Origin of the sequence: Mangrovimonas sp. ST2L15 (assembly GCF_001280515.1) — a bacterium.
GTDB lineage: Bacteria > Bacteroidota > Bacteroidia > Flavobacteriales > Flavobacteriaceae > Mangrovimonas > Mangrovimonas futianensis.
The window spans coordinates 792975-812096 of the sequence record NZ_LBIQ01000030.1; the positions used below are offsets into that span (position 1 = coordinate 792975).

The window sequence follows — 19122 nt, forward strand, 5'->3', positions numbered from 1 at the left end:
TGTTCTTATCATTTTTAAGTAACATTGAAACTGTTTCTTTGGATATTTTACTTTAACATATCCATGAAATTATCTCTTCCTTTAAAAGGAACCCTATCCTTGCTGCTTAGCTTATTTATCCATACTACTATTCTGGCACAAGGAAATTATCAAATGGAGCACTTGACTTCCAAAGTCTCCGAGTTTAAGGAATTACTTCAAACTTCAAAACAGAATCATGACTTGGACGGACTCATTCAAGTTCAAAGTAATTTAGGAGATTTTTATGATAGGTTGGGCATTGCGAATGAGGCTATTAAACACTACCATGAAGCGTTAGTGAGTCAAAAAATGGAAGATACTACTACCATTTATCTTAATAATCAATTGGCTTCTGTTTATATATCTTTAAAAAAGTATGGGACAGCTCAGGATTATTTGACTCGAGGATTAATGCTATCAGAAAAATTATCTTTTAACAAAGGAGAGGCAGTGGCGTTAGCTCGTTTGGGAACTGTGGCCGAAAAGCAAAAGAGCTATGATCAGGCATTGGATTATCAAAATCAGAGTTTTTTGCTTTTCGAAACCCTTAAGGATAGTACTGGAATGGCTATATGTTTGGAAAACATAGGTAGTGTTTATGAAGATTTAGAGTCTTATGAAATGGCTTTCCAATATTTTCAGCGTGCGGAACAAATGGGACATCATAGTCCAAACAATGTTTTAATTAATATCATTAATAATTTAGGAGATTCTAAAAGAAAAAAGGGGGAATTGGAAGAAGCTCTATTCTATACCAAGAAGGCTTTAGATCTGTCTCAAAAAACAAAAAATATTCATCAAGAAGAGAGTGCTTTAAAAGACATGGCTCGCACATATTCAAAAATGGAACATTTTGATTTGGCCTTGAACTATATGAATAAACATGCAGAGGTCTTTGAAAATGAAATTGAAAGAAAAAATGCCCAACAAGTAAATACGCTCCAAGTTTTATACAACGTCAAAGATAACGAAGCAAAACTGGCCTTACTGAGCAAAGAGAATGAATTGAATAACATTAGGCAAACGGTTTTATTATTGATTAGTCTGTTTGTTCTTGCGGTACTGCTAGGGTGGTTTTTGTATTATAAAAAGAAGCAGCAGCAGGAATCCAATATTATTAATTATAAACAAAAATTATTGCAGGCAGAATTAGAAAGGAAGACGGCAGAAGAGGCTTCCTTGCAGCGCGAAGTAGATTTTAAGCTTTCGGCATTAACCAATTATAGTTTGCATTTGGCTCATAAAAACAAAATGTTGAATGACGTTTCCAAGACACTAACCAATTTGAAGGATAGAAATCAAGCTATGATAAAACCGAAATTGGAGGAATTAATAAAGGAAATAGATTTCGATTTATCCAAAGATAAGGAGTGGGATGAATTCATGGGATATTTTGAGCAGATCCATCCTCATTTCTTTCAGCGTTTGAATGCTCTTGCAAATCCAGAACTTTCTCCTACAGAATTACGGCTAGGCATGTTACTTCGCCTCAACTTGTCTTCAAAGGAAATAGCTTCCATTTTAAGAATTACTCCAGATAGTGTTCGAATTGCTAGATATCGCATGCGAAAAAAACTGCCACTTGATTCCAAGGAGGATATTCAGTCTTTTTTAGTGAATTTATAGAAAGTTTCCTCAAACTTAATTCAATGTTACCCCTTTGTTAATGTTGCCTTGTTTTATAGCCAGAATAGGTGGTTTACTCACTTTTTGTTAACGCTAATTTTAGCTTGAAGCCAAGATGGCAATATAGTTTTGTGTCCAACTAATTGATACAAAAAATGACAATGAAACTACTTTTTAAAAATCTTTTTATTTGGTGCCTAATTATTTTTGGCGCTAACTCCATGATGGCCCAGAATGGGATTATTAGGGGGATGATTACAGACAATAATGGATTGGTCGTTCCAGGGGCATCCGTTATTGTAGAAACGACTAACAAAGGAGCTATTTCTGATTTTGATGGAACCTATACCATTTTAAATGTGCAGGAGGGTACTTACATCATTACTGTAAAATATCTAGGATACGAAAATATAAGCCAAGAGGCTATTGTTCCTGCTTCTGGGACGGTTACTTTAAACTTTACGCTTTCTGGTCAAGATACCGAATTAGATGAGGTATTGATTACCGGGTATGGTTTAAGCGGACAAGCAAGGGCTCTTAACACACAAAAAAACAAACAGAATATAACAAACATTGTTTCTACAGATCAAATAGGGAAATTTCCTGATGCCAATATCGGGGACGCTGTAAAGCGTATTCCGGGTATAACCATGCAAGTAGACCAAGGTGAAGCCAGAAATATCATCGTTCGTGGTTTAGCACCTCAATTGAACTCTGTAACGTTAAATGGTTCTAGAATTCCATCTGCAGAGGGAGATAACAGAAATGTTCAAATGGATTTGATCCCTTCAGATATGATTCAAACCATTGAGGTAAATAAGGCTGTGACGCCAGACATGGATGCAGATGCATTAGGAGGATCTGTTAACTTAATAACAAGAACATCACCACAAGGGTTCCGTTTATCGGCTACCGCTGGTTCAGGTTTAAATTTTATCACCAACAAGCGTATTTTAAATGGATCCTTCCTATTAGGGGATCGCTCTAAAAATGACAAGTTTGGGTGGATGGTTTCGGCATCTTTCAATGACAACGCCTTCGGAAGTGATAACGTAGAAGCAGAATGGGAAGATGAATTTGAATATAATGCAGGTGATGAAGACAATTTAGAAGCTGTAAATGTGAATCCATATGCCAGTGTGTTTGAAATGAGAGAATATTTGGTGCAACGTATTCGAAGAAGCTTCTCTGCAAATTTTGATTATAAGTTTGATAAAAACAATACCATTTACTTCAAGTCCATTTACAACTGGAGAGACGATAGAGAAAACAGATATCGTTTGGAACATGAAATTTTAGATGGGGAAGATATTTCTTTTGATGATTTCACCGTGGATAGTAATGGAAATTTAACCAGTTTCCCAGTTGAAGCAAAACGTCAGACTAAGGGAGGTATTGATAACAATAGAAATCAAAATGCCAGACTGGAAGACCAACGTATGCAAAACTATAGCCTAGGAGGAGACCACTTGATTGGTAAAGTGAAATTAGACTGGATGGCATCTTTTGCCAAAGCTTCTGAAGAGCGTTTAAACGAGCGTTATATTGAATATGAAAGTGAATATGGAATTGCTTTTAACAACAATGAAGATAAACCTTTGTTTTCCCCTTTAAGTCAAGCTGATGCTGATTATAACTTGTTTGAGTTGAATGAAATCACCGAGGAAAATCAATATACAGAGGAGGAAGATATCAACATCTTTGTCAATGCTCAATTTCCTTTTTCGATTGTTTCAAATCAAGAAGGATTCTTAAAAGTTGGAGCTAAAACCAGAATGAAAAATAAGAATAGAACCAATGGTTTTATTGAGTATTCTGATGAAACTGGAGCATTGGAAATGTTAGGAATGGTTCCAACCCATAATTACACAGATGAGGATTATTTGGCAGGAAGCCAATACCAATTGGGGTCATTTGCGTCTTCAGAATTTTTAGGAGGATTGAACTTATATGATTCTAATTTATTTGAAGGTGAAGATTTACCTGAAGAATACCTGACCGCCAATTTTGATGTAAACGAAGATGTATTTGCAGGATACCTGATGTTAAATCAAAACATAACAAATAAATTTTGTGTCCTGGCCGGGGTAAGATTAGAGCATACCTCAATTGAAAGTGAGGGGAATGAATTGATTTTTGATACAGATGGTGATTATGCAGGAACCAATGTATTGAAAGACAAAAATGATTATACAAACATACTTCCTGGCGTGCACTTAAAATATGATGTGACAGAAAATACCATTCTTCGTTTATCATGGACCAATACTTTGGCTAGACCAAATTATGTAGACTTGGTGCCTTACCAAGAGGTGAATAATGAAGATGAAGAAATATTCTTAGGAAATTCTGAATTGGACCCAACTACATCTATGAACTTTGACCTTATGGCAGAACACTATTTCAAGTCTGTAGGTATTATTTCTGGAGGTTTGTTTTATAAGAATATCGACAAATTTGTTTATACCAGACAGACCGAAAATGCTGATGGTTATGAGGTGTATCAGCCATTAAACGGTGAGGGAGCAACAGTTTTTGGAGCTGAAGTTTCTATCCAAAGAAGATTGGATTTCTTGCCTGGGTTTGCTAAAAATTTCAGTGTGTATTTAAACTATACCTATTTAAAGTCTGATGCCGATGGAATTTACAATGAAGATGGGGAAGAAAGAACTGATTTAGATCTTCCTAACACAGCTCCTAATATGTTCAACGGATCTTTAGGATACGCTGGAAAGAGATTTAGTTTGAGATTATCTGCCAACTATTCTGATTCTTATATCGATGAAATCGGTGGACGCGCTTTTGAAGATCGTTATTATGATGAGCAATTCTTCTTAGATTTTAATGCTAATGTAGCATTATCTAAAAATCTAAGTGTCTATGCGAGCTTAAATAACATCACCAATCAACCTTTACGTTACTACCAAGGGGTAAAAGGAAGAACCATGCAGATGGAATACTATGAAAAAAGATTAACCTTTGGATTGAAATATGATTTATTTAAAAAGTAAACAAATGAGAACAGGCTTATTAATCCTAGGGTTAATAAGCTTATTATTCTCATGTAAACCTAATTTAGTAGAAATAGCTCCTGATGTTATCACAGAAAGCACCTTGCATGATACAGATGATCCAGCTATTTGGGTGAATAAAGAAAATACAGAAGAAAGTATAGTTTTTGGAACCGATAAAGATACCAATGGAGCCATTTACGCTTTCAATTTGCAAGGGAAGATTATTGAGGAGAAGACCTTGCGTGGAATGAAACGTCCAAATAATGTCGATGTAGCTTACGATGTGAAAATCAATGATTCGACCATAACAGATATACTTGTTTTTACAGAAAGAGAGCGTGAGCAAATACGTGTATTTTCTATTCCTGAAATGAAACCCTTAGATCAGGGAGGGTTTAAAGTGTTTCAAGATACATTAGAGAATGAATGGAATTTACCTATGGGAATTTCTATTTACAAATCACCAAAAAGTGAGAAGGTGTATGCAGTTGTGGGAAGAAAAAATGGCCCTTCAACAAATTACTTGCATCAATTTGAATTAATTCCTGGAGGAGATCATTTAGAGTTCAAGTTGGTACGTGAGTTTGGTAACTTTAGTGGTAAAAAGGAAATTGAAGCGATTGCAGTAGATAGCGAGTTAGGCTATATCTATTATTCTGATGAAATGAGCTGTGTTAGAAAGTATTTGGCTGAGCCAGATGCAACTAATGAAGAGGTTTCCTGTTTTGGTGGAGATACATTTAATAGAGATATAGAAGGGATAGCCATTGCTTCTTATAAAGACGGGGAAGGTTATATTATTGTGTCAGATCAGCAGGAACATGCCTTTAATGTTTTTGATAGAAAAACCAATGAGTTTTTATATGCAAAAAATCTGGGAACTCTAGAGACTGACGGATGTGAGGCCTACACGGGCTATTTAAACGAAACGTTTAAAAATGGACTGTTTGTTGCTATGAATGACAATAAAAATTTCTATTTCTACGACCTGTCTAAAATCGTTGAGTAACAACTTAAAGTAAACGTTAAAGGTACAGAGTTCATATTTCTATGTGCCTTTAATAATTCTAAAAACATGCACAGAATTTTATTTTTTATTTTGGCTTTAACTGTTTGTCAGATTCAGGCTCAGAGAAAGTACTATAATCAAAATGAAAATGCCAATTTAAATCAACTTCAAGTAGAAAAGGAGGCATTTCATTTTTATGTTATTGGTGATTGGGGTAGAAATGGTCATTTTAAACAAGTAGAAGTGGCTGATATAATGCAACAAGCTGGATTTATATTGGAACCTGAATTCATCATTTCTGTGGGGGATAATTTTTACCCCGATGGAATCGCTTCTGTAAACGACCCTTTTATTAAGAGTAGTTTTGAAGACATTTATTACGGGTCTAATTTATTTTGTCCGTGGTATGTTATTTTGGGAAATCATGGTTACAGAGGAAATTACCAAGCTCAGTTAGATTATTCTCAGGTAAGTCAAAGATGGAATATGCCCGATCATTATTATGAATTTGAGAAGACTTTAGAGGATGATAAAACCCGAGCAAAATTTTTATTTTTAGATACCAACCCTTTTGAAGACGATTATTATCACGAGGAAAAATATCAACAAGTAAAAACTCAAGATTCCTTAAAACAAAAGAAATGGTTAGAAGAAACATTGAAAAATTCTACCGCCGACTGGAATATAGTTATTGGACATCATCCATTATACACTTCCGGTAAACGAGTAGATGACAAACCTTATGTAAGATATCATTTGGAGGATCTTTTCGAAACTTATAAAGTGCCTGTTTATTTTGCAGGTCACGAGCATGATATACAGCATTTAAAACCCAAGGGTGTGTACACCCATCATTTTGTTTCGGGTGCAGGTTCTGATGTTCGACCTACGGGAGAGTCAAATTTCACGAAGTTTTCTAAATCTGAACAAGGATTTTTAATAGTTAGTTTATTGCCTTCAAAAATGTTGGTTCAAGCTGTTAATTGGAAAGGAGAGATTATGTATAAAACAGAAATTGAACTATAATTTCTGTAATATTATAATTAAAAACTCATAATCTAGGAGCCAAAGAGACAGATGGTTTTGATATGGCAACAATATAATTGGCAATAGTTTCCATTTGCACTCCCCTTCATAAATTGAAGGGGATTTTTTTTACCAGATTCGGCCGGTTTCAATGTAAATCAAAACATCATTGAGGCATGTTTTCAATTCATGTTTGATCTCGTGGCTCCAAAACCGGAAAACGGTAAACCCTTTTTCAGCAAGCGCCCGATTCACTTCACGGTCCCGTTGCATGTTTCGCTCTATTTTTGGAATCCAAAACTCCCTATTGGTCTTGATAGTTTGTTTTCTTTCGTCCCAATCATACCCATGCCAAAATTCGCCATCAATGAAAATGGCAAGTTTGTATTTTTTAATGGAGATGTCTGGATTGCCAGGGAGCTTGTTGTTTAAGCGAAATCGAATGCCTTTTTTCCATAGCGCTTTTCGAAATAGCATTTCTGGTTTGGTGTTCTTGCCACGAATTTTGCTCATCATCTTGGAGCGTTTTGTAGTGGTATAGAACCCAGATTCTTCATTAAATCGAGGAACTTTTATTTTGACTTCTTGATATGCCATGTGTTGGTAATTTAAGCATTTTTTGAGCTAAAAGAAAACCCTTACATCACTGCAAGGGTTCATCTTAATATCTAAAAGCGAAGCGATCTATATGTTCTAGAAGCGCTAGCAGTCTTATTAATATCTGTAGTATTCTGGCTTGTATGGACCTTCAACTTTAACACCAATATATTTGGCTTGGTCTGCTTTCAATTCAGTCAACTCAACGCCAATTTTTTCCAAGTGCAGTTTGGCTACTTTTTCATCCAAATGCTTAGGAAGCATATAAACTTCATTAGCATATTTGTCACTGTAGTTCCAAAGTTCTATCTGTGCTAAGGTTTGGTTAGTGAATGAGTTACTCATTACAAAACTTGGGTGACCTGTAGCACAACCAAGGTTTACCAAACGACCTTCTGCCAATAGGATAATATCGTTTCCATTAACCGTGTATTTATCTACTTGAGGTTTGATCTCAACTTTAGTGCTACCATGATTGGTTTTTAACCAAGCTACATCAATTTCATTATCAAAATGCCCAATATTACAAACGATGGTTTTGTCTTTCATGGCTTCAAAATGCTCACCACGAACAATGTCTTTGTTTCCTGTGGTCGTGATTACAACATCCGCTTTCCCAACTACAGACTCCAAACGTTTTACTTCATAACCATCCATAGCTGCTTGTAAGGCGCAAATTGGATCGATTTCAGTCACGGTAACAATACTTCCAGCTCCTCTAAAAGAAGCTGCAGTTCCTTTACCTACATCACCATATCCACAAACCACAACACGTTTTCCGGCTAACATGACATCAGTAGCACGACGAATAGCATCCACAGCACTTTCTCTACATCCATATTTGTTATCAAACTTCGATTTGGTTACAGAGTCGTTTACGTTAATGGCTGGCATAGGTAATGTGCCATTTTCCATACGCTCATACAAACGGTGAACTCCAGTAGTAGTTTCTTCTGAAAGTCCCTTGATTCCAGCTGCCAATTCAGGATATTGGTCTAAAACCATATTGGTTAAATCTCCACCGTCATCCAAAATCATATTTAGAGGTTGTCTGTCTTCTCCAAAGAATAAAGTTTGTTCAATACACCAGTCAAATTCTTCTTCGTTCATACCTTTCCAGGCGTAAACAGGAATTCCAGCAGCAGCAATGGCAGCAGCGGCATGATCTTGTGTAGAGAATATGTTACAAGAGCTCCAAGTTACTTCAGCACCAAGGGCTACCAATGTTTCAATAAGTACAGCTGTTTGAATGGTCATATGCAAACATCCAGCAATTCTAGCGCCTTTTAAAGGTTGTTGTGCACCATACTCTTCTCTCAAACTCATTAATCCAGGCATTTCAGCCTCAGCCAATTCTATTTCTTTTCTTCCCCAATCTGCCAATGAAATATCTTTCACTTTATATGGTACGTAAGGAATTGTTTTTGTGCTCATAGTTGTATATTTACATTCAAAATTTTAGACCGCAAAGATAAATAATAAGTTTTAGAATTTTAAATGCCACTGTATAAAACACTTAATCCCAACCCCAATACCACCATTAAAATTTGGAAAATCACTGAGTCATACGACTATTTGAAGCAGGATGTGATTTTGAGACCAGTTTGTGAAACACGGGTTTTGGGAATGAAAAGTGAACTGCATCAACGTGGTTTTTTAAGCGTAAGACACTTGCTGGCGGAATTTGGCTATACTGATGAAGACTTGTATTATGATGATAATGGCAAGCCTCATTTAACGGATGGGAAGCATATTTCTATTACCCATTCTTTTACCTTCTCAGCTGTTGCAGTAAGTGATGATGTGATTGGAATCGATATTGAAAAGCAACGAGAAAAAATAGGAGTGATTGCCCAAAAGTTTTTGGACTATGAATTTCTATATTTAAAAGAAGAAGACCCAGAATACATCAATAAGCTTACGGTTATTTGGTGCATCAAGGAATCGCTTTATAAATTATTCGCAACCCCGGGTCTGAGCTTTTTGCAGCATACTCTGGTGATTCCATTTACAATGGAAGAAGCGGGTACTAAAGCTTGGATAGATTATCAAGGTTCAAAATCATCATATCAGTCAGGATTTTTAGAATTTGAGGGATTTACCTTTGCTTATGCCATTCCATAATGAAATCGGTCTATTCTCACATAAAGCAATCCATTGATAAGGGAGAAAAACTACTTGCAGTTTTAATGGATCCTGATAAGGTAAAGTTGGAAACCGTTCCTGAGTTTCTGAAAAAGGTGAATGCTTCCATAATTCAGTATGTTTTTGTAGGTGGAAGTACCGTAGAAGCAGACCAAACTGAAAAGTTGGTAGTCCAAATAAAAAAGCATACCAATTTACCCATAGTGATTTTTCCAGGGGATGTGAACCAAATTACTTCTGAAGCAGATGCTTTATTATTCTTGAGTTTAATCTCGGGAAGAAACCCAGATTATTTGATAGAAAAACATGTGCAAGCTATTCCCATTTTGAAAGAGACCCAATTGGAAGTTATACCTACCGGCTATATTTTAATTGAAAATGGGAAAGAAACGGCTGTAGAAAGAGTCACAGGCACCAAACCAATCAGTAAGACTGAAGTGGAGTTGATTGCAAATACAGCCAAAGCGGGAGAGTTGATGGGCAAGCAATTGATTTATTTGGAAGCCGGAAGTGGTGCACAACAACCTGTAGCCAATGATGTGATTGAAGCAGTACGAATGGAACTTAAAATTCCATTAATTGTTGGTGGCGGAATAAGAAACATGCAACAAATGGAACTTGCCTATGGTGCTGGAGCCGATATGATTGTTATCGGTACCGCGTTTGAGGAAGATGAATCCTTTTTTGAAGAACTAAAATTAGAATCCAAATTAAAACATATATCATGAAAATATCAGTAGAATTAACCTTGACGCCTATTCAGGATAATTATGAGCCATCTATCATTCATTTTATTAAGAAATTAAGGGAATCAGAGTTTAAGGTTTTGGAAAATCCTTTGAGCACACAAGTTTACGGCGATTATGATACAGTAATGCGAGTTTTGACTGTTGAAATCAAAGAAGCTTTTGAACTTATAGAACGTGGCTTGTTATATATGAAAATTGTTAAGTCAGACCGCTACGACTATGAACCACATTTTTGATTGGTTTTTTGCGCAATATGAAGGCGTAGATACTCATTTAGTTGTTTTAGAACTTATTGGGGTTGTCTTTGGTTTTTTAAGTGTGTGGTATTCCAAAAAGGAGAATATTTTGGTTTATCCTACCGGGATCATAAGTACAGCGCTCTTTGTTTACATCTTATGGGTTTTTGGATTACTGGGAGATATGCTTATCAATGCCTATTACTTTTCCATTAGTATTTATGGATGGTATTACTGGACTCGAAAGGATGGGAACAATCAAGAAGTGCCTGTCACCAAAACCACCAAAAAGGAGCAGCTCTGGAGTGTCATTATATTTATTCTTACCATCATTTTTATAATTGTGGTTTACGCCGTCAATGATAAATTTAACCACTGGACGGCCTATGTGGATACACTCACAACTGCAATATTCTTTGTGGGCATGTGGCTTATGGCTAAGAAGAAGCTAGAAAACTGGACCTATTGGATTATAGGTGATGTGATATCGGTGCCCTTATATTTTTATAAAGGCCTTATCTTTACATCATTTCAGTATCTATTGTTTACCATCATCGCCATTTACGGTTATAAGGCATGGAAGAAAAGCTTAAACAGCAATCCCGAAATATCATAAAAGTAGTCCTGTTTGGTCCCGAATCAACAGGTAAAAGTACGTTGGCTGAAGGATTGGCAAGCCATTATCAAACTAAATGGGTTCAAGAATATTCGCGTATTTATGCTGAGGAAAAGTGGCAATTGGGAGAAACACTATCTGAAAAAGATGTCCTTCCTATAGCATTTGGGCAAATGAAGGAGGAAAATAAATTATCTAAACAAGTAGAAAGACTCCTTATTTGTGATACCGATTTGTTAGAGACGAAGGTGTATAGCGAGTGGTATTATTCTGGGTTTTGTCCAGACCCCGTGCAGAAATTCGCTCTAGAAAACACCTATGATTTGTATTTTTTAACCTATATTGACCTTCCTTGGGTTGCTGATAATATTAGAGATAAACCCAATGAAAGAGAAGAAATGTTTCAAACATTTCAACAAGCATTAATCAATCACAAAAGACCTTTTGTTTTACTCAAAGGGGATCAAGCTACCCGATTTAATGAAGCAGTAAAACAAATCGATAAACTTTTATCAAAAACGTATGGCATTTAAAAATAAAGACCTTAAACAAATTAAAAGTAAAGGCTTAACCGAAGAAAAAATCAATGAACAAATTGAGCTATTTAAAAGCGGACTTCCGTTTTCAAACTTGGTAGAAGCGGCTACTATAGATAACGGTATTTTGCGACTTTCAGAAGTAGAAGAGGCTAAAGCCATTGAAAAATTTGAGGCGGATAAAAATAGTTTGGACATCGTAAAGTTTGTTCCGGCATCTGGAGCCGCGACCAGAATGTTTAAATTCCTTTTCCAGTTCTTGGATGAATACAATCCCGAGAAAGAAAGTCTTAATTCTTATGTCAACAATCATGACACTAAGGACTTGAATTTATTCTTTATCGGTTTAGAAAAGTTTCCATTCTATTATGAAGTTATGGAGGAACTCAAAAAGGCATATCCAGACTTGGAAAGCAAAAACATCAATGAGCGATCCTATCTGTTTGTCAAGGCTATGTTGGATCCCAAGATGTTAAATTATGGTGATTGTCCAAAAGGGTTGTTACCATTTCATGAATATAAAAATCAGGTAATTTCAACGGCCTTTGAAGAGCATTTATTTGAAACGGCACTTTATGCTCCTTCCAATAGTGCCACTCAAATCCATTTTACGATATCTGAAAACCATCAGGATAAGTTTAAAAAGGAATTTGACCGTATTGAAGAAAAAGTTGAAGGAAAGACAGGATCTAAATTTGATATTTCCTTTTCCTATCAAAAGCAATCTACTGATACTATAGCCGTTACGCCAAAGGACAAACCGTTTAGAAATGAAGACGGTTCTTTGCTGTTCAGGCCATCAGGTCATGGCGCATTGATTGAGAACCTCAATGATTTGGAAGCTGATATTATCTTTATGAAAAACATAGATAATGTGGTGGTTTATAAGTACAAGGAAGATGTAGCAAAATATAAAAAGATGTTGGCGGGGATTCTTATTGAGGTCCAGCAACAAGCTTTTGAGTATTTAAAGCAAATGGATGACCATCAATTATCTGAATCAGAAATAGAAGAGGTGGCGGCTTTTCTTTCACAGCACTTAAATGTGAGAATCTCTCCAGAATTTGAAAAATATAAAACCAAATATCAAATAGCCTATTTGAGAGACAAATTAAATAGACCTTTGAGAGTCTGTGGCATGGTCAAAAATGAAGGTGAACCGGGAGGTGGTCCATTTTGGGTGAAGGATGAATTTGCGAACGTTTCTCTTCAAATTGTGGAATCGGCACAAATCAACTTGAAAAATAAGAAGCAAAAAAGCATATTGAAAAATGCCACTCATTTTAACCCTGTAGATATCGTTTGTGCCGTTAAGGATTACCAGGGCAACAAATTTGATTTAACCCAATATGTAGACCATCAAGCGGCTTTTATCACTAAAAAAACCAAACAAGGTAAAGATTTAAAAGCCTTAGAACTGCCCGGACTTTGGAACGGTAGTATGGCTTTTTGGAATACTATTTTTGTTGAAGTTCCTTTAATAACTTTTAATCCCGTGAAAACGGTCAATGATTTATTAAAAACCACCCATCAAATTAAGGGGTGATGGTACAAGAGGAAGCTCTCATATCAGAATTGCAATTTTCAGCCATGAGGAGTTCGGGTGCTGGTGGACAGAATGTCAACAAGGTATCCAGTAAGGTAGAATTGCGTTTTGATGTGGAAGCTTCTTTGGCTTTGAATGAAGAGCAAAAACAAAGCTTGTTTGAAAAACTTCAGAATAAGATCAGTAATGAAGGGGTTTTGATTCTTCAATGTGATGAAAGTAGAAGCCAACATAAAAATAAACAGTTGGTGATTGAACGCTTTTTGGCAATGATTCAGCAGGCATTCAAGAAGCCTAAAAAAAGAAAACCTACTAAAATTCCAGCATCTGTTAAAAGAAAACGGCTAGATAATAAACGCAAACAATCTGATAAAAAGGCCAATAGAAAGCCACCTGAAATATAAAGGTGGTTCATATTTCAAATTTGGGGGATCTTTTCTGTTTTTTCCTTGTTAATTGTTAATTCTTCATTAATTTTGCGCCGTTCTCATAAAGGGGTGCCTAATATCGGCTGAGATCATACCCAATGAACCTAGAACAGGTAATGCTGTTTAGGGACTACGAACGTTAAGAAAACATCTAGTAGATGTTTTTAGTGAGTATCAAAAAAGCTTTGCTTTTTTACTGCTTTTAACGCTCAAAATAAATCATTTAACAACAAAGAATAATTGCCTCTTTTTATTCGCTAAAATTTATTTTATCGAATGAAAATTTTATTCAAATCAAGTGTTCTCCTAGGGCTATTAATAACTACCACAACAGGGTGGTCACAGGAGAATCCATCAGAAACAACCCAAGATTCAACCAAACTGGAAAGCCTGGATGAGGTGTTGGTAAAGGCCGTAAGGGTCAATGCTACATCTCCTATTACCCATTCCAATGTCACGGGTGAAGAATTGGAAAAGCGAAATTTAGGTCAAGACATTCCAGTCCTGTTAAACTTTTTACCTTCGGTAGTGACCACTTCAGATGCTGGTGCAGGTGTGGGGTATACGGGAATTCGTGTTCGTGGGGTGAGTTCCCAATCTACTAATGTAACTATTAACGGGATTCCTTACAATGATGCAGAATCATTAGGAACCTTCTGGGTGAATTTGGGAGATTTTGCTTCTTCAGTAGAAAGTTTGCAACTACAACGTGGGGTTGGTACCTCCACAAATGGTTCAGGGGCTTTTGGGGCGAGTATCAACGTGCTTACTGATGCCGTTTCAAAAGAGTCTAGCGGACAAATTTCCAATTCCTTTGGAAGTTACAATACCAGAAAGCATACTGTAAAGTACAGTACCGGACTTATGAATGACCACTTCGAAATTGCAGGACGTCTTTCACAGATCAAGTCAGATGGATATATCGACCGAGCAACGTCCGACTTAAAATCCTATTTTGTTCAAGGCTCCTATGTAAGTGACCAAACCTTAATCAAGGCGGTTATGTTTGGTGGTAAGGAAGTAACCTATCAAAGCTGGAATGGTCTAGAAGATTTAGACAAGCTGGAAAACGATAGAACTTTTAACACGGCAGGGATGTATTTTGATGAGGATGGCAACATGCAGTTTTATGACAATGAAGTAGATAACTACAGCCAAGACCATTACCAACTGCATTGGAATCAAAAGTATAACAACCGTTGGTCAACCAATGTGGGGCTAAATTATACCTACGGAAGGGGGTTTTTTGAGCAATATAAAGAAGATGAAGATTTTTCAGATTACGGTTTGGAAGAGATTGAATTAGGTAGCGAAATTATCAATACCACTGATTTAATTCGTCGCAGATGGTTGGATAACGACTTTTATGTGGTCAATGCGAATGCCAACTATAAAGATGATTTTATGGATGTGATCTTTGGAGGATCTTATAGCTATTATGAAGGGGATCATTTTGGAGAAATCATTTGGGCACGTTACGCGAGCCAAAGTGAAATAAGAGACCGCTACTATGATGGGGTTGGTAAGAAACAGGATTTAAGTGGTTTTGCCAAGGCTAACTTGCGCTTTGATAGCCATTGGAGTCTTTTTGCCGATTTCCAAGTAAGAAATGTGGCCTATGAGACTTCTGGAATTTCATCTGATTTGGTGCCTTTTGTAGTCGATAAAAACTATACGTTTTTCAACCCAAAGCTGGGATTGACCTATGAGCTAAACCAAATGAATAACCTCTATTTCTCCTATGCTAGAGCCAATAGAGAACCTAATAGAGATGATTTTAAAGGAAACCCAGACGTGCAACCAGAGCGCTTAAACGACTTTGAATTGGGTTGGAGACATAACAATAAAAATTTCAGGTTAAATGTTAATGGCTATTACATGATGTACAATGAACAACTGGTGCTTACGGGTGAGTTGGATGATGTGGGTAGCCCTTTACGTGACAACAGTGGTGAGAGCTACCGTTTGGGACTTGAGGTGGAAGCTGCGGTAAGAATCAATGATGTATTGACAGTGCAGCCAAATATGACGTTAAGCACCAATAAAAATAAGGAGTTTGTCACATCTTTGGATGGCGAATTGGTGAACTTAGGAAAAACAAACATTTCGTTTTCGCCAGAGTTGATTGCTGGAAATGCCATCATTGTGACTCCTTTGAAGAATCTACAAATGACCTTGTTGAGTAAATATGTAGGTGAGCAATATATGGGAAATACAGATGCTGAAAGATCAAAGTTGGATAGCTATTTTGTAAACGATTTTAATATTTCGTATGAAATTAAAACCAAAACGGTATTTGATAGTATTGTGATTACTGGTTTAGCCAATAACATTTTCAATACCAAATACATCTCCAACGGATACTACTATACCTATGATGATACTTGGAGTGACCCCAATCAAATTACAACCATTGAAGGCACGGGATATTACCCACAAGCTACGGCTAACTTTTTAGTGGGAGTGACACTGAATTTTTAAAGGGAATTGTCATTCTGAACTTGTTTCAGAATCTATTAGTCTTAAAAAAAGCCAAGGATTTCCTTGGCTTTTTTAATTCAATAAAATAGATTTAAAAATTATTACATTTTTTGTTGGGTTTTAATTTCCATAGGTTGGCCCAATTTAGAAAGTTTCAAGTCTTGCATTTATTTCGAAGGCTGGATTAGTAAGGAATATATTTAAATGTTATGATAAGAAAATTTAGTATTCTGGTAATGGTTTTAGTTTTTTTGAGTTGCCAACCGGTTTTAAGAACTGTTACTGGTATAAAGAAACCACAAGTGGAAAGTATCCATTCTCTTAAAAAATACATCCAAGAGGAATCCTTACCCGTTGATTTAGCCCATAACTTTTATTTGTCTGCTTACACTGCCTATCAAGATTTAGCCATATTTAGGGATTCATTATTCCGACTGCCAGACACCTATCTGTTTAATAAAAATGGAGGGTACGTAGAAGAAACCCAAATGTGTTTGGTTAAGAAAAAAGAGGATGATTCAGATGCGAACTATTACGATATGATTTTAGAAGATCAGGAGCTTCAATTTAATGAAAAAAGCATATCGCAAATAGAGGGTTTTATAATTGATCAGCATGGAGATTCAGTTCGTTTTCCTGAGAATCAAAATATAGCTATAGTTCTTTGGGCTAAATTCATGGGGAGTAAAAAAAACAGGAAAATTTTAAAGACCTCAAATCAACAATTAAAAGATTCAAATAAAAACATTCAAATCTACTATTTGAACCTAGACATGTTGAATTTTTGGCCAGAAGAGGAAGCTTCAATAGAATAATGCTATCTTAGGTTTTTATGGTTGTGAATTATGGGAAATCATTTAAGTATTCTTTTTATTCTATCTTGTTTCGGTTTAAATGCCCAAACTGATATCTCAGGCTATTCCCTATTAAGCTTAGAGGTAAAAGATAGCTCATTGGGATTGTTCAGTTCTTCTCCATCCAAAAAGCAAATCATACTTGACGGTTTTGTGTTGTCATCACAAGCCAATTTTGAGACTGCTACGTCTAACGACGTATTATTCCTGAGGGAGCGTCCCAAGTTTCGTTTTGATGAGGGTGCTATGTCAATCTCACGCGAAGATGAAGTAAAAATGAAGCCCGTTCGGTTTCCTAAAACCTATTTAAGAATTAAGGTTTATGATAAGTGCAATTAGTTATATACCCTAATGATGCTACCAGAAACTTGTACCCGGTAATTTAAAAGCGCATAGGGGCCGTTGGTACCTTCTTGAGGGCTGCCCGTAACAATGTCATAGGAGTTGCCATCATCACAGTTGCAAGTGGCAATAATGCCATCTACAGTAAGTGTAGAGCAAGTTTGAAGGGTATGATTGGGATCTGCAATTTCAAAAGCGGTATAGCCACTACCCGTATTATATACAACAATACCTCTTATACCCACACCTTCTCCAGGAACCACCTTGTGGTTGCCAGTAAAATTCAAATCACTATACTGGGGTAAATTGGTGTTGATCATATTTCCAGTGTCAAAAGACACGTTGGGTAAATAAGGGTTTCTGTTGTTGTCATCATCATCCTTATTACATGAAAACAGCACGGTAACCGCCAAGATTATGAGGAGTTTAAAGGATTTCATTTTTTCTTCAATTTTTAGGTACAATTTACAACAAAAAGCACAGAGACATAAATATTTTGTATATTTGTAGGACAATCTCGTGAGAACGGGATTTTTTGCGTTTATGTCCCGTCTTCAGGAATTTTTTGGACGGGCTTTTTGTACACAAACAAGCGCTAATTATAATTTAAAAACGATGAAGTTATGAGTAAAGTATCTTATTACACGGCAGAAGGATTAAAAAAGTTACGAGACGAGTTAAACCAATTAAAAGATATAGAACGTCCAAAGGCCTCCCAAGCTATTGCAGACGCAAGAGATAAGGGAGACTTAAGTGAGAATGCCGAATATGATGCCGCCAAGGAAGCGCAAGGGCTTTTGGAAATGAAAATATCCAAAATGGAAGAGACGCTGGCCAATGCGAGACTGATTGACGAATCACAATTGGATACTTCTAAAGTATTGGTGTTGTCTAAGGTGAAATTAAAAAACCAGACCAATGGTATGGAAATGACCTATACGTTAGTAGCAGAAAGTGAAGCCGATTTAAAAACTGGAAAAATTTCTGTGAATTCCCCTATTGGAAAAGGCTTGCTTGGTAAATCTGTTGGTGATGTAGCCGAGATACAGGTGCCTAATGGGATCATGAAATTTGACATCTTAGAAATCAGCCGATAAGATTTTTACAACCTATAAAGATTCCTGCTTAGATGACTTTAGGCAGGAATTTTCTTTTTATCTTTAGTACTCAAAACACATACCCATGGCATCCATTTTTACTAAAATTATCAACGGAGAAATCCCATGTTACAAAATTGCAGAAACCGATGACTTTTTGGCGTTTCTGGATATTAATCCCAATGCCAAGGGACATACCCTATGTATTCCTAAAAAGGAAGTGGATAAACTCTTTGACTTGGATAAGGAAACCTATTTGGGCTTAATGGCTTTTTCAAGAACCGTGGCTTTGGCCATAGAAAAGGCTGTGCCATGTAAACGGGTGGGTATGACTGTAATTGGGTTGGAAGTGCCGCATGTTCATGTGCATCTCATTCCTTTGACTTCTATGGATGATGCCCGGTTTATTACAAAGTCGGCTCACACGCCTGAGGACTTTGAAGTTGTTGCTAAAGCCATAAGAGCGCAGCTGTAATAAGGAGCGCCAGTAATATGATTGAGGAAATTATTAGAACCCAAGACAGTTTCTTTAATTTCAAGGACTTGGTTTTTGGGATAAAAGCCTTTTGGTGGTACTTAAAAACACGTTCAATATCTTCTGTCCATCTTATGGGGTAAATCATGGTGTTGCACACACGGCATTCAATTTCTTGGATGGTCTCTTCGGTTAAAGACTTATAGAATTTATTCTCCACAAACTTCTGTTTGAAAGTCAAGTTGAGCCCTTGATTGTTGAAGCATTCCGGACAATTGTTGTTCAGGGCAGCTTCCTTAATCGTAATGTACTTAACGTCCATAT

At 36.4% G+C, this 19122-nt stretch carries 20 protein-coding genes and 1 riboswitch; of the genes, 16 read left to right on the forward strand and 4 right to left on the reverse strand.

The window, feature by feature from the left end; genetic code table 11:
* Positions 1 to 63: 63 nt before the first annotated feature.
* From ZA07_RS07335 to ZA07_RS07350, 4 genes are all read left to right on the forward strand, one after another.
* On the forward strand, positions 64 to 1647 hold the full coding sequence (locus ZA07_RS07335) for a tetratricopeptide repeat protein (protein ID WP_053971059.1): 1584 nt from the start codon (positions 64 to 66) through the stop codon (positions 1645 to 1647).
* A 161-nt stretch (positions 1648 to 1808) separates the two neighbouring features.
* Positions 1809 to 4658 carry a TonB-dependent receptor gene (locus tag ZA07_RS07340; RefSeq protein ID WP_082316537.1) on the forward strand — a complete coding sequence of 950 codons (2850 nt, stop codon included), beginning with the start codon at positions 1809 to 1811 and terminating at the stop codon, positions 4656 to 4658.
* Between the two features lie 4 nt (positions 4659 to 4662).
* Positions 4663 to 5670: a phytase gene (locus ZA07_RS07345; protein WP_157492087.1), complete on the forward strand. Its 1008-nt coding sequence runs from the start codon at positions 4663 to 4665 to the stop codon at positions 5668 to 5670.
* Between the two features lie 66 nt (positions 5671 to 5736).
* The gene (locus ZA07_RS07350; protein ID WP_053971061.1) at positions 5737 to 6696 is read left to right on the forward strand and encodes a metallophosphoesterase; all 960 of its coding nucleotides are present in this window, start codon (positions 5737 to 5739) and stop codon (positions 6694 to 6696) included.
* Between the two features lie 129 nt (positions 6697 to 6825).
* Here the strand turns inward: ZA07_RS07350 and ZA07_RS07355 are convergent, their stop codons facing one another.
* Positions 6826 to 7293 (reverse strand): very short patch repair endonuclease, encoded by a 468-nt coding sequence (locus ZA07_RS07355; RefSeq protein WP_053971062.1) that lies wholly within the window; start codon positions 7291 to 7293, stop codon positions 6826 to 6828.
* A gap of 117 nt (positions 7294 to 7410) precedes the next feature.
* Positions 7411 to 8727: an adenosylhomocysteinase gene (gene ahcY / locus ZA07_RS07360; protein WP_053971063.1), complete on the reverse strand. Its 1317-nt coding sequence runs from the start codon at positions 8725 to 8727 to the stop codon at positions 7411 to 7413.
* Positions 8728 to 8790: 63 nt separating this feature from the next.
* Between ahcY and ZA07_RS07365 the strand changes: the two genes are divergently transcribed.
* The 10 genes from ZA07_RS07365 (at position 8791) to ZA07_RS07410 (ending at position 17223) form a co-directional block, all read left to right on the forward strand.
* Positions 8791 to 9417, forward strand: coding sequence for a 4'-phosphopantetheinyl transferase superfamily protein (locus ZA07_RS07365; protein WP_053971064.1), 627 nt, complete (start codon positions 8791 to 8793; stop codon positions 9415 to 9417).
* Positions 9417 to 10166, forward strand: a complete 750-nt coding sequence (locus ZA07_RS07370) for a geranylgeranylglyceryl/heptaprenylglyceryl phosphate synthase (RefSeq protein WP_053971065.1) — start codon at positions 9417 to 9419, stop codon at positions 10164 to 10166. Before ZA07_RS07365 ends, ZA07_RS07370 begins: the two co-directional genes overlap by 1 nt.
* Positions 10163 to 10423, forward strand: a complete 261-nt coding sequence (locus ZA07_RS07375; protein WP_053971066.1) for a thiamine-binding protein — start codon at positions 10163 to 10165, stop codon at positions 10421 to 10423. Before ZA07_RS07370 ends, ZA07_RS07375 begins: the two co-directional genes overlap by 4 nt.
* A complete protein-coding gene (gene pnuC / locus ZA07_RS07380; protein ID WP_053971067.1) occupies positions 10407 to 11039 on the forward strand; it encodes a nicotinamide riboside transporter PnuC in 633 nt (210 codons plus the stop codon). The genes ZA07_RS07375 and pnuC overlap by 17 nt, the downstream gene beginning before the upstream one ends.
* Positions 11000 to 11572, forward strand: a complete 573-nt coding sequence (locus tag ZA07_RS07385; protein WP_053971068.1) for an AAA family ATPase — start codon at positions 11000 to 11002, stop codon at positions 11570 to 11572. The genes pnuC and ZA07_RS07385 overlap by 40 nt, the downstream gene beginning before the upstream one ends.
* Entirely contained in the window at positions 11562 to 13121 is a 1560-nt protein-coding gene (locus ZA07_RS07390) for a DUF4301 family protein (protein ID WP_053971069.1), read from the forward strand. Before ZA07_RS07385 ends, ZA07_RS07390 begins: the two co-directional genes overlap by 11 nt.
* On the forward strand, positions 13121 to 13525 hold the full coding sequence (arfB, locus tag ZA07_RS07395; RefSeq protein ID WP_053971070.1) for an alternative ribosome rescue aminoacyl-tRNA hydrolase ArfB: 405 nt from the start codon (positions 13121 to 13123) through the stop codon (positions 13523 to 13525). The genes ZA07_RS07390 and arfB overlap by 1 nt, the downstream gene beginning before the upstream one ends.
* A gap of 79 nt (positions 13526 to 13604) precedes the next feature.
* A riboswitch (TPP riboswitch) is annotated at positions 13605 to 13696 on the forward strand.
* A gap of 129 nt (positions 13697 to 13825) precedes the next feature.
* Entirely contained in the window at positions 13826 to 16030 is a 2205-nt protein-coding gene (locus tag ZA07_RS07400) for a TonB-dependent receptor (protein WP_053971071.1), read from the forward strand.
* Positions 16031 to 16239: 209 nt separating this feature from the next.
* Complete coding sequence (locus tag ZA07_RS07405; RefSeq protein WP_053971072.1) at positions 16240 to 16845, forward strand: hypothetical protein; 606 nt, start codon at positions 16240 to 16242, stop codon at positions 16843 to 16845.
* A 30-nt stretch (positions 16846 to 16875) separates the two neighbouring features.
* Positions 16876 to 17223 carry a hypothetical protein gene (locus ZA07_RS07410; protein ID WP_053971073.1) on the forward strand — a complete coding sequence of 116 codons (348 nt, stop codon included), beginning with the start codon at positions 16876 to 16878 and terminating at the stop codon, positions 17221 to 17223.
* Here the strand turns inward: ZA07_RS07410 and ZA07_RS07415 are convergent.
* Positions 17220 to 17666, reverse strand: a complete 447-nt coding sequence (locus ZA07_RS07415; RefSeq protein ID WP_053971074.1) for a hypothetical protein — start codon at positions 17664 to 17666, stop codon at positions 17220 to 17222. The genes ZA07_RS07410 and ZA07_RS07415 overlap by 4 nt on opposite strands.
* Before the next feature lie 183 nt (positions 17667 to 17849).
* Here ZA07_RS07415 and greA point away from each other — a divergent pair, with 183 nt between their 5' ends.
* Positions 17850 to 18323, forward strand: a complete 474-nt coding sequence (greA, locus tag ZA07_RS07420; RefSeq protein WP_053971075.1) for a transcription elongation factor GreA — start codon at positions 17850 to 17852, stop codon at positions 18321 to 18323.
* A gap of 85 nt (positions 18324 to 18408) precedes the next feature.
* Entirely contained in the window at positions 18409 to 18798 is a 390-nt protein-coding gene (locus ZA07_RS07425) for an HIT family protein (RefSeq protein WP_053971076.1), read from the forward strand.
* Here the strand turns inward: ZA07_RS07425 and ZA07_RS15875 are convergent.
* The gene (locus ZA07_RS15875; protein ID WP_082316538.1) at positions 18773 to 19120 is read right to left on the reverse strand and encodes a hypothetical protein; all 348 of its coding nucleotides are present in this window, start codon (positions 19118 to 19120) and stop codon (positions 18773 to 18775) included. The genes ZA07_RS07425 and ZA07_RS15875 overlap by 26 nt on opposite strands.
* Positions 19121 to 19122: the final 2 nt, after the last annotated feature.